Below are 14,038 nucleotides of genomic sequence, written 5' to 3'. Positions count from 1 at the left end.
CCCACTGATGGTATTTAGATCTATGTAGACAATTCACCGGGCAAGAGAGGCTGACTACGTTACGCGCGCCGCCCCCCGTGGCGGATCAAACCCCCTCGCGTTCCCCCTCCATCACGAAGGGCCTGCCCCGCCCGCCGGTCCTGGGAACGGGAGTACCGCCACTGTTACGTTGTCGTGGCCGCCCCCGTCCAGCGCGTGGCCGACGAGCACCTGGGCCGCGTGCAGCGGCCGGGTCGCGGCGTCCGGCGGCACCGCGGCGGCCAGTTCGGCCGCGGCCTCGGCGTAGTTCCACAGCCCGTCGGTGCACACGATCACCACGCCGGGCCCGTCCGGCTTGAACGAGGCCGTGTGCGGGTCGAGTTCGTGCGCGTCCGCGCCCAGCCAGCCGGTGATCGCGTGCGCGCGCTCGTCCGCGTACGCGTCCGCCTCGGACATCAGCCCGGCGGCGACCATCTGGGCGGCCCACGAGTCGTCCTCGGTGAGCCGGGCCGACGGCGCGGCGCGGTCGTCCGGCACCCAGTAGGCGCGCGAGTCGCCGACCCAGCCGACAGTCAGGATGCCGCCGGCGATCACCGCGCTGACGATCGTGCAGGCCGGCGCGTTCTGGTGGCTCAGCGGCGAGTGCTGCGCGGCCAGTTCGTTGACCGAGCCCGCGGCGGCCAGCAGCGCCTCGTGCATCGCCTGTTGCGGGTGCAGCCCGCGGCCCAGCGTGGTCTGCAGCGACGCCCCCGCGGCGACGCTGGCGGCGGCGGACGCCTCGTCCGGGCGGCCGGCGGAGGACACGCCGTCGCAGACGACGGCGACCGTCGCCGGTGCGCCGTTGGGCAGGGCGGTCTCGGCGATGGCGAAGAAGTCCTCGTTGCGGTGGTGGCGCAGGCCCCGGTCGCTGACCGCGGCGACGCCCTCCACCTCGTGCTCCATGTGGTCCCGCTCGCGCGGCTGCGCGTGGCCGCAGCGCTCGCAGTAGCCGTCGACGTCGATCGCGCCCGTACGGCACGCGACGCAGCGCCGCCCGGGCGGCACCGGACCGGCGGCCGGCGCCTCGGCGGCGGCCGGGGCGTCCGGGGCGGCGGTGCCGAGCGCCGCGCGCGGGTCGGCGCCCTGCGGCGCCACCGGCTCGGCGATGCGGTAGTGCTCCGGGTCCTCCGCGGGCGTGTCGAGCAGGAACTCGCCGGAGTCCCCGCCGCCCTGCGGGGCGGTCCCGGGGCCCGCGATGCGGTAACTGCCGGTGCGCTGTCCCTCGGAAGACCGGCTGTCCGGCACGGCGGCCTGGCCGGCGGGCGGCCCGCCCGCGGGAGCCGCGGCGGGCGCGGCGCCGTTGGGGCCGGCCGCGGGTGCCGCGGCCGCCGGTGCGGCCGCCGCGGGCGCGGGGGCGGGGGCGGGGGCGGCGAGATCCGCGCCGCACGCCCCGCAGAACAGGTCACCCTCCTCCAGCGGCTCCTCGCACGAGGGGCACGAGTTCAGTTGGGATACGGGAGGTGTGTTCGCCATGGGCTTTCCTCTCATACCCAGGTCTTCGGCCGGTAGCGGTTGGCCCGTTCGACCATGTCGATCCGCTCATGGCCGTGCTGTGCGAGACGGGCCAGCACCCGGAAGGAGTTTTCCAGACCGAGCCGCAGCCCGTCCTCGTCCAGCGTGCACCCCAGCAGCGGCTGCTGCGGCGGCGGACCCGCCGGTGCGGCCGGGACCGCGCCGGCCCCGGTGCGGCCGGTCAGCACCCAGTCCAGCGCACTGCCCAGCACCTCGGTGGACAGCCGGGCTCTGCGGCCCGCGTCCAGGCCCACGTCCTGTAGCCGCTCCACCTGCGTACCGGCCGCCTGCAGATCGGTCAGCAGCGGCTCCTGCGGGGCGCGCTGGCGCAGCCGGGCCCTGATCGCCGCGACCCGCGCCGCGGTGTAGTGGATCGACGCCTCTGGTACGGACTCCAGCGCCCGTACCGCACCGGACCTGTCGGCCGCGGCGAGCCGCACCCGGGCGAGCCCGAACGCGGCGCTGACGTAGGCCGGGTCGGTCGTCCACACCAGCCGGTAGTACTCGGTGGCGTTGTCCAGCTGGCCCAGCACCTCGGCGCAGATGCCCAGCGCCAGCTTCGGCGCGGGCTCGCCGGGGAAGGCGTCGTAGATCGCGTCGAAGGACAGCGCGGCGGTCTCGAAGTCGCGGGTGGCCAGGGCCTGGAGCCCGCGGTACCAGACGATCCGCCAGTCGTCGGGGTGCTGCTCGCCCAGCTCGGCCAGCGCGGAGCCGGTCGCGGCCAGGTCGCCCAGCTCCAGATGGGCGCGTACCCGGCGCAACTGCAGCTCGATGGAGTCCGTCGGCGCGTTGGACAGCGCCGCGGTCAGCTCCGCCGGCGCGGACGCCATCAGGCCCGCGAGGAAGCCCGCGTTGGGGTCGCTGGGGCTCACCCGCGGCACCGGCAGCGCCAGCGCCGCCGCGGGGGAGTCCAGCGGCAGCGTGTCCGCGATCTGCGCGGGCAGCGCCACCTGCGTGCCCATCCCCTGCCCGCCGCCCGGCAACTGCGGCGGTACGCCCTGCGCGGGCGGCAGCGCCGGGACGCCGTTGCCCGCGGCCCGCGCCGCGCGCTCGCGCTTGTTGACGGGCCGGGCGCCGAGCTGCGAGGTCTCGCCGGTCGCCGGCGGGAACAGCTCGGTGTCCACCACCCGCAGCTCGGGACCGAAGAGCGTGGACAGCGCCGGCTGCGGCTTGCCCGTCTGCAGCGCCACGACCTCCCGCAGCACGCCCGTCAGTTGCTCGGACATCTCCGCGGCCGAGGCGAACCGGCGGGCCGGGTCGGGGTCGGTGGCGCGGACCAGCAGGCGGTAGAAGGACTCGTACCGGTTGAAGACGTCGATCGAGTCGGGGTCGGGCAGGGTGTCGACGAAGACGTTGGTGTAGCCCTGGAAGTCGAAGGTCAGCACGGCCAGCGTGCGCGCCACCGTGTACAGGTCGGAGGCGATGGACGGGCCGACGTCGGCCACCTCCGGCGCCTGGTAGCCCACCGTGCCGAAGATCGCGGACTCGTCGTCGTCCATGCGGCGCACCGCGCCCATGTCGATCAGCTTGAGCTGGTCGCCCTGCTGGATCGCGTTGTCGACCTTGAAGTCGCAGTAGAGCAGGTTGCGGCTGTGCAGGTGGCCGAGCGCCTCCAGCGCCTCGATGCCGTACGCACACGCCACCTCGACCGGCAGCGGGTCGCGCTTGCCGTCCGGCGTGCGCCGCTCGTTGGCGATCTCCTTCATCGACTTGCCGCCGACGTACTCCATGACGATGTAGCCGTCGAGGCTGCCGGTGCGCTGGTCGAGGTGCTCGACGAAGTTGTAGATCCGCACGATGCCCGCGTGCTCGATCTCCGCGAGGAACCGGCGCTCGGAGACGGCCGCCGCGATGGCGTCCTCGTCACCGGTGTTCAGCAGGCCCTTCAGGACCACCCAGCGGTCGGCGACCGCGCGGTCGATGGCCAGGTAGATCCAGCCCAGGCCGCCGTGCGCGAGGCAGCCCGCGACCTGGTACTGCCCGTGGACGATGTCGCCCTCCTGGAGCTTGGGCACGAAGGAGTACGGCTGTCCGCACTTGGTGCAGAAGCCCTCCGTACGCCCCGGCCGGCCGCCGCGCGAACGGCCCACCGGCGCCCCGCACTCGCTGCGGCTGCAGTACCGCTTGCGCTCGGGCACCTCGGGGTTCGCCAGCACCGCCGTGCGCGGGTCGGGCCGCGGTACCTCCGGCACCGTCACCAGGCCCGCGCCCAGCTTGCCGCGGGAGGCCACCGCGGACGTACGCGAGCTCTTCACCGAGACGGAACGGCTCGTCGACTCCCCGGTCAGCGCGCGCGACAGCCGCCCGGACACCGACCGGCGCGACGCCCGCGAACTGCTCCGCGACGTGCTGCTCGACCGGCTCGACGCGCTGGAACCGCTCGACGAGGAACTGCCCCTGCTGCCCCGGCTGCCACGGCGGTGCCCCGTCACCCCGGTGGGCGCCGAGCCGACCACGCCGTCCGGCGAGACGACGGGGGCGAGCCCGCAGGTGTCGCAGTACAGCTCGCCGCCGCCGACGTCTTCGTACGTGCCTCCGCAGCCCGGCCGCTGACATGCCTGCGCGTTGCTCATGACTCCCCCAACTCCGTTCCGTCCAGCCTCACGCCGTGCCCCCGGGCCGATCCACCGGACCCGCCGCGAGCACCTCCGCCGTGGCCCGCTGGTAGCGCAGCACCGCCTGCTCCGCCGCGATCAGATCGCAGGGCGCCGACCACAGCAGCCGGCGCGCCGCGTCGTACCGCTCCACCAGGATGCGGTCCTCGGCGAAGCCGTGCCGGGCCACCTTCGCCTTGTACGCGTCCAGCCGGCCGCGCAGCTCCGCGCGCACGGCCAGCGGCGCGGTCACCGCCGTCAGCGACTCCCGCGCCCGTAGCAACTCCTCCTCGGCCCGCTGCTCCAGGCTCTCCAGCAGCGGCGAGAGCCGGTGCCACTGGGCGCGCCTGCGGAACTCGACCGCGTTGGCCAACTGCTCGTTCAACGCGGTCGGCGGGCCGCTGACCGCCGGCACCTCGGAGGCCGCTATCTTCGCCAGCACCTCGCCGCGCGCCCGCCGCGCCTCGCCCAGCGTACGGTCCGCGCGCGACAGCACGTCGCGCACCTTGATCAGCCGCTCCTCCGCGTCCTGCCGGACGTGCAGCACGGCGTCGATCTCCCGGCGCACGTCCTCGAGACCGCGCGCCGCCGCGTCGTAGCGCGCGGTGTCCGGCGTGCCGCCGCCGGGCGCCGCACCGGGGCTGCGCCCCGCGGGCCGGGACCAGAACGCCAGCGGGTCGCGCACCACCTCGTCGCGCAGCGACGCCAGTTCCGCGGTGATCCGCTCCAGGTCGTCGCCCGCCGGGTGCTCCCCGGAACGTACGCCGACGGAGTGGGCCAGCGACCGGGTGCGCTGCAGCTCGGCGGCGAGCAGGTCGATGCGCGCGGGCAGCGCCGACCACACGGAGTCCGCCGCCGCGACGACGTCGATCACCTCCGCGTACCACCGGTTCATCCGCTCCACCAGCTCGTCCAGCTTCAGCGACTCCGACAGCCGGGCAGGACCCGTCAGCGACGCCGGATAGCCGCCGGCGAGGGTACGCGGCAGGGCCGCGGCGCCCGGCGCGATGGTGACGCCGTGGTCCCGCAGCAGCGACGTCAGCTCGGCCAGCTCCGCGGCGCCCGGCGAGCGGCGGCGGGCCCGGATCTCCCGGGCCGAGCGCAGCGCGCCGGTGTACGCGTCGAAGTGCGCCCACAGCAGCGAGATCGCCTGCTCGGCGGCGGCCCAGCGCTCCTTGGTCGTCCCGGACAGCTCGGCGCCCTCCAGCAGCCGGCGTCCCGCGTGGTCCTGGAGCGCGAGCAGCGAGGTCTCGATCGCCTCGTGCTCGGCTCCCAGCCGCGCGAGCGCACGATCGACCTCCTCGCGGTCCATCGAACCCCGTGGCGGGAGCGGCATCTGTTTCCCTCCGTGCTGCCGTACTCTGCCCGTTGCCCTGCTGTTCCTGCTCCGGCGTGCGCCGGCTCAGTCCTGGTACTTGGGGGCCGGCGGTCCTTCGATCCCCGGCATGGCGTCGGCCAGCCACTTGTCGTACGCGTCCTGCCAGCGCCCGTCCTTGCGGTAGTCATCGAGCAGCTTGTTGACCCGGCGCACGAGGTCCTCGTCGCCCTTGTTCATCGCCACGCCGTACGGCTCGGTGGAGTTCAGGGTGCCGAAGAGCTTCATCGACGGGTCCTGCGCGGCCTGGCCCGCCGCCAGAGCGTTGTCGGTGACGACCGCGTCGGCCTCGCCGAGCTGCACCCGCACCAGGCAGTCGAGCTGGTTGGGCACCAGCATGACCTCCGCGCCGTGCGAGTCCTCCTCCAGGGCGGCCTGGCCCGTGGAGCCTTCGGCGGTGCAGACGCGCTTGCCGTCCAAGGTCTCGTCGAAGCCGGTGATGCCCGCGTCCTCGGGCGCCAGCACCTGCTGGTCGCCGGTGAAGTACTCGGTGGAGAAGGACACGTCCTGGATGCGCTCGCAGTTGATGGTCATCGTGCGCACCACGATGTCGACGTCCTTGGCCTGCAGCGCCGGGATGCGCTGGCTGGTCGGGATGGAGCGGAAGACGATCTTCTTCTCGTCGCCGAGGATCTCCCCGGCGATGGCCCGCGCCAGGTCGATGTCGAAGCCTTCGAGCTGGCCGGTGAGCGGGTTGCGGTAACCCCACTGGAAGCTGTTCTGGTCGATGCCGGCGATCAGATACCCGCGATCCTGGATCCGTTTGACGCCGTCGCCCGACGCGGTCGCGGACGGCCGCAGGCTCGCCTCCGGCGTCTCGCACTCCTCCTGGCTCGACTTCGCCGACTTCGCCGGCTGCGCCGCGACCGCGCCGCCGGCAGCGCGGTCGTCCGAGGCGCCGTCCTGGCGGCCGTCGCCCGTGAGACCGGGCAGCAGGGCGGCGGTCAGCGCGACGGCCGCCGCCGTCCCGGCCACGCCGCCCCAGCCGCGCAGGTTCCGCCTCGTCCTCGGTGCCTTCGCCGTCCGCATCGCTGCCTCCCCCTTCGCCGTCATCGGTACTCCGAGAGCCTGCGGCCGATGCCGAACACCGCGCCGGCCGCGCCGAGCACGGCGAGCACCCCGGCGCCGATCCACAGCCCGGCGAGCGCCCCGCGGCCGTCCTCGGCCGCGGACTTGAACTCCTGCCGCTCGTGCTCCAGGGCCTCCCTGAGGCTCTCGTCGACCTGGTCGAAGAACTCGCTGGTCGACTTCTCCCCGTCGCCGCCGATGACCATGTCCTTGGCGTCCTCGTACTCGCCCGCGACGTTCTTCTGCTGCGCCTCGCCGTGCAGCTTGCGCCATGCGCGTACGTTGTCCACGGCCTCGGCGACCGGCTCGCGGCCCTGGTCGTCGTCGGCCAGCTCCAGGGCGCGGCCGAGCAGGCTCTGCTCCGGCGCCGCCTTGGCGTCGGCGTTCTTGCCGGCCAGCTCGGTCATCCCCTTGAGGTAGCTGTCCTCGTACTTGTCGAGGCCGTCCTCGGTGGTGACGGAGCCGCGGTTGACGTACGTCAGGTTCTCGTCGGCGCGGGCCCGCAGGGTGTTGATCCGCGCCTCGTTGAGCGCGTGCATCGACTGGGCGCCGTGCCGGTCGGAGTCGCCGAGTCCCGAGCGGGCGAAGGTGTGCCCGACGGTCAGCCAGAGCAGCACGATCACGGTGGCCGCGGAGGCGGCCAGCAGGCCCTGGTTGAACACCCGGTTCGTGCGGAGGTAGTGGCGGCGCTGCGCCCAGAACAGGACGCCGAGGGTGAGCAGCCCGCCGGCCAGCGCGGCCCACGGCCACGACTTGGCGTCGGAGTAGTCCTTCTCCAACTGGCCGGTCTCGGACAGGTAGAGCTGCTCGGCGGCGGGCAGCAGCGTCTCGCGCATCTGCTCGTCCGCGTAGCGCAGGTACGCGCCGCCGAGCGGCAGGCCCTGGCGGTTGTTGGCGCGGGCGGTCTCGACCAGCGAGGTGTAGACCGGCAGCGCCTGGTTCAGCTTCTCGATCTGCTTCTGCGACTCCGCGGCGCCCTGGGAGTTGGCCGCGGCCTTCACCAGCAGCTTCGACGCCTGCTGGATGTCCGCGTCGTACCGCTCGCGCACCTTGGCCGGCTCCTGCCCGCCCTCCAGGAAGCCGGTGGCCGCCGTGGTGTTGGCGCCGGCCAGCGAGCGGTAGATGTCGGCGGCGTCGGCGCTCAGCGGCTGGCTGCGGTTGATGACGTCGTCGGCCGCGGCGGAACGGTCGGACACCTGCCAGGCGGTGAGCGCCCCGAACAGCACGACCAGCGCCGCCAGTACGGCCCCGATGATCCGCAGCCGGCCCGGCTCGGTGGCGGCGGCGGCGCGCAGCCGGTCGACACCCTCGGCGAACGCGGAGCGCCGCCCCGGTGGCACGGCGGGCGGCGGCGGTGCGGCGGAGCCGCCCGCGGGGGAGCCCGGCTGCGGTACGAGTGGGCCGTCAGGGCCGGCCTGCGCGGGAAACGCAGGCGCGGTCCGATGCTCCGGCGGCGCGGCGCTGCCGGCCGGCGGCGGGTACGTCACGTGACCTCCCCCTGGGTCGCTGGCTGTTCGCCCGGTCGCGTGGGCGGGTCCAGTCCACCCCGGGCACGTCGGCAAGTATGGCGGCCCGCTCAGGCCGTCACACCGCCATTCCCGGGATCTTGTTCGGATCGGTACCGTAGCGCGCCACGCGATGGACGTCTGGGTCCCATCCTGCCCTTCTTCACGCGCAGCGCATCCGTTCGGTTCCTGTTCCGACCGGCCTGTGCGCCCCGGGGGGAGTACCGGGGTGCCGGGGCCGCGGCGGGGGTCGCCGCGGGCATAACAAAGGCCCGGTTCTAGGCAGAGATGCCGTCGATCCGGGCCAGGGCCTCGTCCGCGCCGTATGGCTGCAGGTAGGGCAACCAGCGCGGGTCCCTATGCCCTGTCCCGATGATCCGCCAGGCCAGTCCGGACGGCGGCTCGGGCTGGTGGCGCAACCGCCAGCCCAGCTCGTGGATCGGCCGGTCGGCCTTCACATGGTTGCAGCGGCGGCAGGCCGCCACGACGTTGTCCCAGCGGTGCTGGCCGCCGCGGCTGCGCGGGATCACGTGGTCGACGCTGGTGGCCACTCCGCCGCAGTACGCGCAGCGCCCGCCGTCGCGGGCGAAGAGCGCCCGGCGGGTGAGCGGAACGGGCCCCCTCACGGGGACCCGTACGAACCTCTGCAGCCGCACGACGCTTGGCGCCGCTATCACCCGCGTGGCGCTGTGCAGGAAGGCACCGGATTCCTCCAGGCTGACCGCTTTGCCGTTCAGCACCAGCACGAGCGCGCGGCGCAGTGGCACGACGCCGAGCGGCTCGTACGAAGCATTGAGGACGAGGACGTGCGGCACGGTGCCTCCTTGTACGCCGGCGGCGCGTGGCTTGCGCCGGGACGATCTGGTCAACAGTGTGTCCTGCACTCCCGCCTCCGCGCCACCACGATCAGGTAAACGGGCCAACCGCCCGGCAAGGTTCCACGGCCGCCCCCGTGATGTTGATCCCCCCTTCCGGCCCGCCCTACGCCTGGTCCCACCGGGCGGTAACCGGACCGCAACAACGGGCGCCGCCGGCGGGCCCCGCGGCGCCCGCCGGACGGCGCCGGGATGGTAAAGCGACGCTAAAGGGGCAGGCCGGAGCGGCGGGTAGGGTGAGGGCGTCCACCCCTGAACGGAAGGTTCCACGCCGTGTTCGCCACCGCTCGCCCGGCTGCCGAGAGCCCCTCCCCGACGCCGCTAGAGGACTCGCGCAAGAGCGCGGAGGAGACGGCCGGGTGGATCCAGGAGAACTGGGCCTCCTGGCTGGGCGTGGGCCTGCGGATCCTGCTCGTCGTCGTGATCGCGTACGTGCTGCGCCGCGTGGTCCAGCGTATGATCACCAAGCTGATAACGCGGATGACGCGCACCGCCGACGCCGTGGACGGCACCGCCCTCGGCGGGCTCCTCGTCAACCACGAGAGACGCAGACAGCGGTCCGAAGCACTCGGTTCCATCCTGCGCAGCAGCGCCTCCTTTGTGATCCTCGGCACAGCCGCCCTGACCGTGCTCTCCGCCCTCAAGATCGACCTGGCGCCGCTGCTGGCCAGCGCCGGCGTCGCGGGCGTCGCGCTCGGCTTCGGCGCCCGCAATCTGGTGATGGACTTCCTCTCCGGCGTCTTCATGCTCATCGAGGACCAGTACGGGGTCGGGGACACCATCGACGTCGGCGAGGTCACCGGCGAGGTGATCGAGGTCGGGCTGCGCGTGACCAAGCTGCGCGGCGACGACGGGGCGATCTGGTACATGCGCAACGGCGAGGTCAAGCGGATCGGCAACCTCAGCCAGGGCTGGGCGACGGCCGTGGTCGATGTGCCGGTGGCGGCCGGCGAGGACCTGGACCGGGTGCGCGACGTGATCGCCGCCGCCGGCGAGGAGTTCGGCGGCACCGAGCCGTGGAGCGAGCAGTTGTGGGGCGAGGTCGACGTGCTCGGCCTGACCGCCGTCGCGCAGGGCACGGCCATCATCCAGGTGCAGGTCAGGACGATGCCGGGGAAGTCCATCGGCGTCGAGCGCGAGTTGCGCTGGCGGATCCGGGAGGCGCTGCTCGCGGCCGGGGTCGTCATGTCGGACGTACCGCCGGGCGCCATGGTGCCGCCCCGGGCGGAGCAGGTGGCGGTGCCGCGGCAGGCGCCGTCGGGCGGCGGTGGCGGCGGGGAGTAGGCCCGGCCCCGGGCCGCCGCGGGCGGCCCGGCGCGCGTTTCGCCCGCACTCTTGACGCGCTTCGTCCGCGGCATTACTTTCGCCGCACTCCGATAGGAAAGTTTCCTAACCATTCGGGGCGGCGAGCGGGACGGCACCCGTCCGGACCGGGGAGAGGTGACGCCCATGGCCGGTGGCCCGGGGACGCTGCGCGCGATGAACGACCGCGCCGCGCTGGAGCTGCTGCTGGAGCACGGCACGCTCTCGCGCACCCGGCTCGGCAAGCTCACCGGCCTCTCCAAGCCGACCGCCTCGCAGTTGCTGGCCCGTCTTGAGGCGGCCGGGCTGGTCATCGCCACCGGCACCAGCGAGGGCAGCCCCGGACCCAACGCCCAGCTCTACGCCCTCAACCCCGCCGTCGCCCACGTCGTCGGGCTCGACGTCACCGCCGCCCGGATCCGCGCGGCCGTCGCCGACGTCACCGGGCGCACGGTCGGCTCGTACGAACTGGCCACCGCCAAGCGCACCGGCGGCGGCGCCGCGGAGGGGACCGTGCGCCGCGTCGTCCGCGCCGTCGACGGCGCCGCCAAGGACGCCGGGCTCACCCGTGCCGAACTGCACCGCGCCGTCATCGGCACCCCCGGGGCCTTCGACCCCGGCACCGGCCGCCTGCGCTACGCCTCCCACCTGCCCGGCTGGCACTCCCCGACGCTGCTGGAGGAGCTGGCCGCCGCCCTGCCCATGCCGCTCGCGTACGACAACGACGTGAACCTCGCCGCCGTCGCCGAACAGCGCCGCGGCGCCGCCCGCGGCCACGACGACTTCGTCCTGCTCTGGAACGAGGAGGGTCTCGGCGCCGCCGTCGTCATCGGCGGCCGGCTGCACCGCGGCGGCACCGGCGGCGCCGGCGAGGTCGGCTTCCTGCCGGTGCCCGGCGCCACCCTCGTCCGCCAGGTCACCCGCGCCAACAGCGGCGGCTTCCAGGAGCTGGCCGGCGCCCAGGCGCTCGCCCCGCTCGCCCGCGAACTGGGCCTCACCCCCGGCCGCGGGCACTACGCCGAGGTCGCCGCGGGACTCGTCGCCCGCGCCGCCGCCGCACCCGAAGAACCCGGCCACGCCGAACTGCTCGACCGCTACGCGCAGCGCCTGGCCGTCGGCCTCGCCTCCGTCGTCGCCGTCCTCGACCCGCAGCTCATCGTGCTCTCCGGCGCCGTGCTGACCGCCGGCGGCGACCGGCTGCGCGCCCTCGTCCAGTCCGAGCTGGCCGAACTGGCCGCGCCCCGGCCGCGCCTGGTGACCGGCGCGGTCGAGCGGCACCCCGTCCTCACCGGCGCGCTGGAGAGCGCGCTCGCCACCACCCGCGACGAGGTCTTCGACACCACCGCCCGCTGACACCCGCCCGGCCCGTCTCCCGGAACGCCCGCCCCACCCGGCTCGCCCGCTCCCGCCCCACCCACAACCTCACCGTGGCGGCCACGGTCCTGGTCATGGCCCCGGTGATCGTGGTCTTCTTCTTCGCCCGGAAAGTCTTCATCGAGGGCGTCACGCTGACAGGAGTCAAAGGGTGAAACTCGCAGTGGTAGGCGGCGGCTCGACCTATACGCCCGAGCTGGTCGACGGGTTCGCGCGGCTGCGCGAGACGCTGCCCGTCGACGAGCTGGTGCTCATCGACCCCGCCGCCGAGCGGCTGGACCTGATCGGCGCCCTGGCGCGGCGGATGTTCGCCCGGCAGGGCCACGACGGGCGGGTCGTGACCACCGCCCGGCTCGAAGAGGGCGTCGAGGGCGCCGACGCCGTGCTCGTCCAACTGCGCGTCGGCGGGCAGGCGGCGCGGCAGCAGGACGAGACCTGGCCGCTGGACTGCGGCTGCGTCGGGCAGGAGACGACCGGCGCAGGCGGGCTGGCCAAGGCGCTGCGCACCGTGCCCGTGGTGCTCGACATCGCCGAACGGGTGCGCCGGGCCGCGCCCGACGCGTGGATCATCGACTTCACCAACCCCGTCGGCATCGTCACCCGCGCGCTGCTGCAGGCCGGGCACCGCGCGATGGGGCTGTGCAACGTCGCGATACATCTCCAGCGGACGTTCGCGCGACTCCTGGATGCCCCTCCCGCGGACGTCCACCTGGAGCACGTCGGCCTCAACCACCTCACCTGGGAGCTGGGCGTACGCCTCGGCGGGCCGGGCGGCGTCGACGTGACGCCGAAGCTCATCGGCGAGCACGGCGCCCGGATCGCCGCGGAGCTGCGGCTGCCGCCGGACCTGCTGACCCGGCTCGGCGTCGTGCCCTCGTACTACCTGCGCTACTACTACGCCCACGACCAGGTCGTAGGCGAACAGCGCGAGGGTCCCTCGCGGGGCGCGCAGGTCGCCGGGATGGAGGCCGAGCTGCTGCGGATGTACGCAGACCCGACGCTCGACACCAAGCCGGAGCTGCTGTCGCAGCGCGGCGGTGCGTACTACTCCGAGGCCGCCGTCGCGCTCGCCGCGTCGCTGCTGGGCGGGGACGCGGGCGCGGTGCAGGTCGTCAACACCGTCAACCGCGGCACCCTGCCCTTCCTCCCCGACGACGCGGTCGTCGAGGTGCAGGCCGAGGTCACCGCCGAGGGCGCCAGGCCGCTGCCGGTCCCGGAGCTGGACCCGCTGTTCGCCGGCCTCGTCGCGCACACCACCGCGTACGAGCGCCTCGCGCTGGAGGCGGCGCTGGCGGGCGGGCGCGAGCGCGTCTTCCGCGCGCTGCTCGCGCACCCGCTGGTCGGGCAGTACGACCGGGCCGAGAAGCTGACGGACGCGCTGATCGCGCACAACCGGGAGCATCTGCCGTGGGCCTGAGCCCGGTCGCCGTGCTGGCGATCGACGCCGGGAACAGCAAGACGGACGCGGCGGTGGTCGCGGCGGACGGCACGGTGCTGGGCCAGGGGCGCAGCGGCGGCTTCCGGCCGCCGGTGACCGGGGTGGCGGCGGCGGTCGACGTGCTGGCGGAGGCGGTGGCCGGGGCGGTACGGCAGGCGGGGGGCGACGGCTCCGGCGGCGCCGTCGCCGCGCATGTGTCCGCGTGCCTGGCCAACGTCGACCTGCCCGTGGAGGAACGCACCATCCGCGCGGAACTGGAGGCGCGCGGCTGGGGCCGTACGGTCGCCGTCCACAACGACACGTTCGCCCTGCTGCGGGCCGGCCTGCCGCCGGGCGCGCAGCCGCGCGGCGTCGCCGTCGTCTGCGGCGCCGGCATCAACTGCGCCGGATTGCTTCCCGACGGCCGCACCCACCGGTTCCTCGCCCTCGGCAGGCTGTCCGGCGACTGGGGCGGCGGCGCGGGGCTCGCGGCCGAGGCGGTCTGGTACGCGGCGCGGGCGGAGGACGGCCGCGGCGAGCCGACCGCCCTGGCCACGGCGGTGCCGGAGCACTTCGGCCTCGGCACGATGTACGAGCTGATCGAGGGCGTCCACCTCGGCACCGTCCCGGCGGCGCGCACCCAGCGGCTGGCGCCGCTGCTCTTCGCGGTGGCGGCGGCGGGTGATCCCGTGGCGCGGTCGATCGTGGACCGGCAGGCGGACGAGGTGGTGGCGCTGGCGGCGGTGGCGCTGGAGCGGCTCGGCCTGCTGGACGAGGAGGTGCCGGTGGTGCTCGGCGGCAGCGTCCTGGCCGCGGGCCACGCGCAGTTGGACGACCGGATACGCGCCCTGCTCACGGCCCGCGCTCCGAAGGCGGTCCCCCGGGTGGTCACCGCCCCGCCGGTCCTGGGCGCGGCCCTCCTGGGCCTGGACCGCACGGACGCCCCGGAGGGAGCCGAGTCCCGCACCCGCGCGCACTACGGCTGAGCGCCGGGCGCC

The 14,038-nt window shown here is 74.5% G+C and carries 11 protein-coding genes and 1 pseudogene; 6 read left to right on the top strand and 6 right to left on the bottom strand.

Going from position 1 to position 14,038, the window contains the following annotated elements; all coding sequences use genetic code 11:
* Window positions 1-111: 111 nt before the first annotated feature.
* Window positions 112-1,491, bottom strand: a complete 1,380-nt coding sequence (locus OG946_RS10995; protein WP_326795947.1) for a PP2C family serine/threonine-protein phosphatase — start codon at window positions 1,489-1,491, stop codon at window positions 112-114.
* An 11-nt stretch (window positions 1,492-1,502) separates the two neighbouring features.
* Window positions 1,503-3,761 carry a tetratricopeptide repeat protein gene (locus tag OG946_RS10990; RefSeq protein ID WP_442814316.1) on the bottom strand — a complete coding sequence of 753 codons (2,259 nt, stop codon included), beginning with the start codon at window positions 3,759-3,761 and terminating at the stop codon, window positions 1,503-1,505.
* Here OG946_RS10990 and OG946_RS36060 point away from each other — a divergent pair.
* A complete protein-coding gene (locus tag OG946_RS36060; protein WP_442814314.1) occupies window positions 3,745-4,083 on the top strand; it encodes a hypothetical protein in 339 nt (112 codons plus the stop codon). The genes OG946_RS10990 and OG946_RS36060 overlap by 17 nt on opposite strands.
* 48 nt (window positions 4,084-4,131) lie before the next feature.
* Here the strand turns inward: OG946_RS36060 and OG946_RS10985 are convergent, their stop codons facing one another.
* The 4 genes from OG946_RS10985 to OG946_RS10970 all read right to left on the bottom strand — a co-directional run bounded on the left by OG946_RS10985 (window position 4,132) and on the right by OG946_RS10970 (window position 8,887).
* A complete protein-coding gene (locus tag OG946_RS10985; RefSeq protein ID WP_326800208.1) occupies window positions 4,132-5,436 on the bottom strand; it encodes a hypothetical protein in 1,305 nt (434 codons plus the stop codon).
* Between the two features lie 90 nt (window positions 5,437-5,526).
* Window positions 5,527-6,528, bottom strand: a complete 1,002-nt coding sequence (locus OG946_RS10980) for a glutamate ABC transporter substrate-binding protein (RefSeq protein ID WP_326795945.1) — start codon at window positions 6,526-6,528, stop codon at window positions 5,527-5,529.
* Between the two features lie 20 nt (window positions 6,529-6,548).
* A complete protein-coding gene (locus OG946_RS10975; protein WP_326795944.1) occupies window positions 6,549-8,054 on the bottom strand; it encodes a hypothetical protein in 1,506 nt (501 codons plus the stop codon).
* Between the two features lie 296 nt (window positions 8,055-8,350).
* On the bottom strand, window positions 8,351-8,887 hold the full coding sequence (locus OG946_RS10970) for an HNH endonuclease (RefSeq protein WP_326795943.1): 537 nt from the start codon (window positions 8,885-8,887) through the stop codon (window positions 8,351-8,353).
* 333 nt (window positions 8,888-9,220) lie between these two features.
* On the opposite strand from OG946_RS10970, the gene OG946_RS10965 reads away from it, so the two are divergent.
* The 5 genes and pseudogenes from OG946_RS10965 to OG946_RS10945 all read left to right on the top strand — a co-directional run bounded on the left by OG946_RS10965 (window position 9,221) and on the right by OG946_RS10945 (window position 14,026).
* Window positions 9,221-10,231, top strand: coding sequence for a mechanosensitive ion channel family protein (locus OG946_RS10965; protein WP_326795942.1), 1,011 nt, complete (start codon window positions 9,221-9,223; stop codon window positions 10,229-10,231).
* A 165-nt stretch (window positions 10,232-10,396) separates the two neighbouring features.
* Window positions 10,397-11,602, top strand: coding sequence for an ROK family transcriptional regulator (locus OG946_RS10960; RefSeq protein WP_326795941.1), 1,206 nt, complete (start codon window positions 10,397-10,399; stop codon window positions 11,600-11,602).
* A 65-nt stretch (window positions 11,603-11,667) separates the two neighbouring features.
* Window positions 11,668-11,778, top strand: a pseudogene (locus OG946_RS10955) (carbohydrate ABC transporter permease); the annotation flags it as partial.
* Entirely contained in the window at window positions 11,775-13,040 is a 1,266-nt protein-coding gene (locus tag OG946_RS10950; RefSeq protein WP_326795940.1) for a 6-phospho-beta-glucosidase, read from the top strand. The pseudogene OG946_RS10955 and the gene OG946_RS10950, both read left to right, overlap by 4 nt.
* On the top strand, window positions 13,031-14,026 hold the full coding sequence (locus OG946_RS10945) for an N-acetylglucosamine kinase (RefSeq protein WP_326795939.1): 996 nt from the start codon (window positions 13,031-13,033) through the stop codon (window positions 14,024-14,026). The genes OG946_RS10950 and OG946_RS10945 overlap by 10 nt, the downstream gene beginning before the upstream one ends.
* The last annotated feature ends 12 nt before the right edge of the window (window positions 14,027-14,038 follow it).

Origin of the sequence: Streptomyces sp. NBC_01808 (assembly GCF_035917395.1) — a bacterium.
Lineage (GTDB): Bacteria > Actinomycetota > Actinomycetes > Streptomycetales > Streptomycetaceae > Streptomyces.
This window is presented reverse-complemented; position numbering and strand designations above follow the sequence as displayed.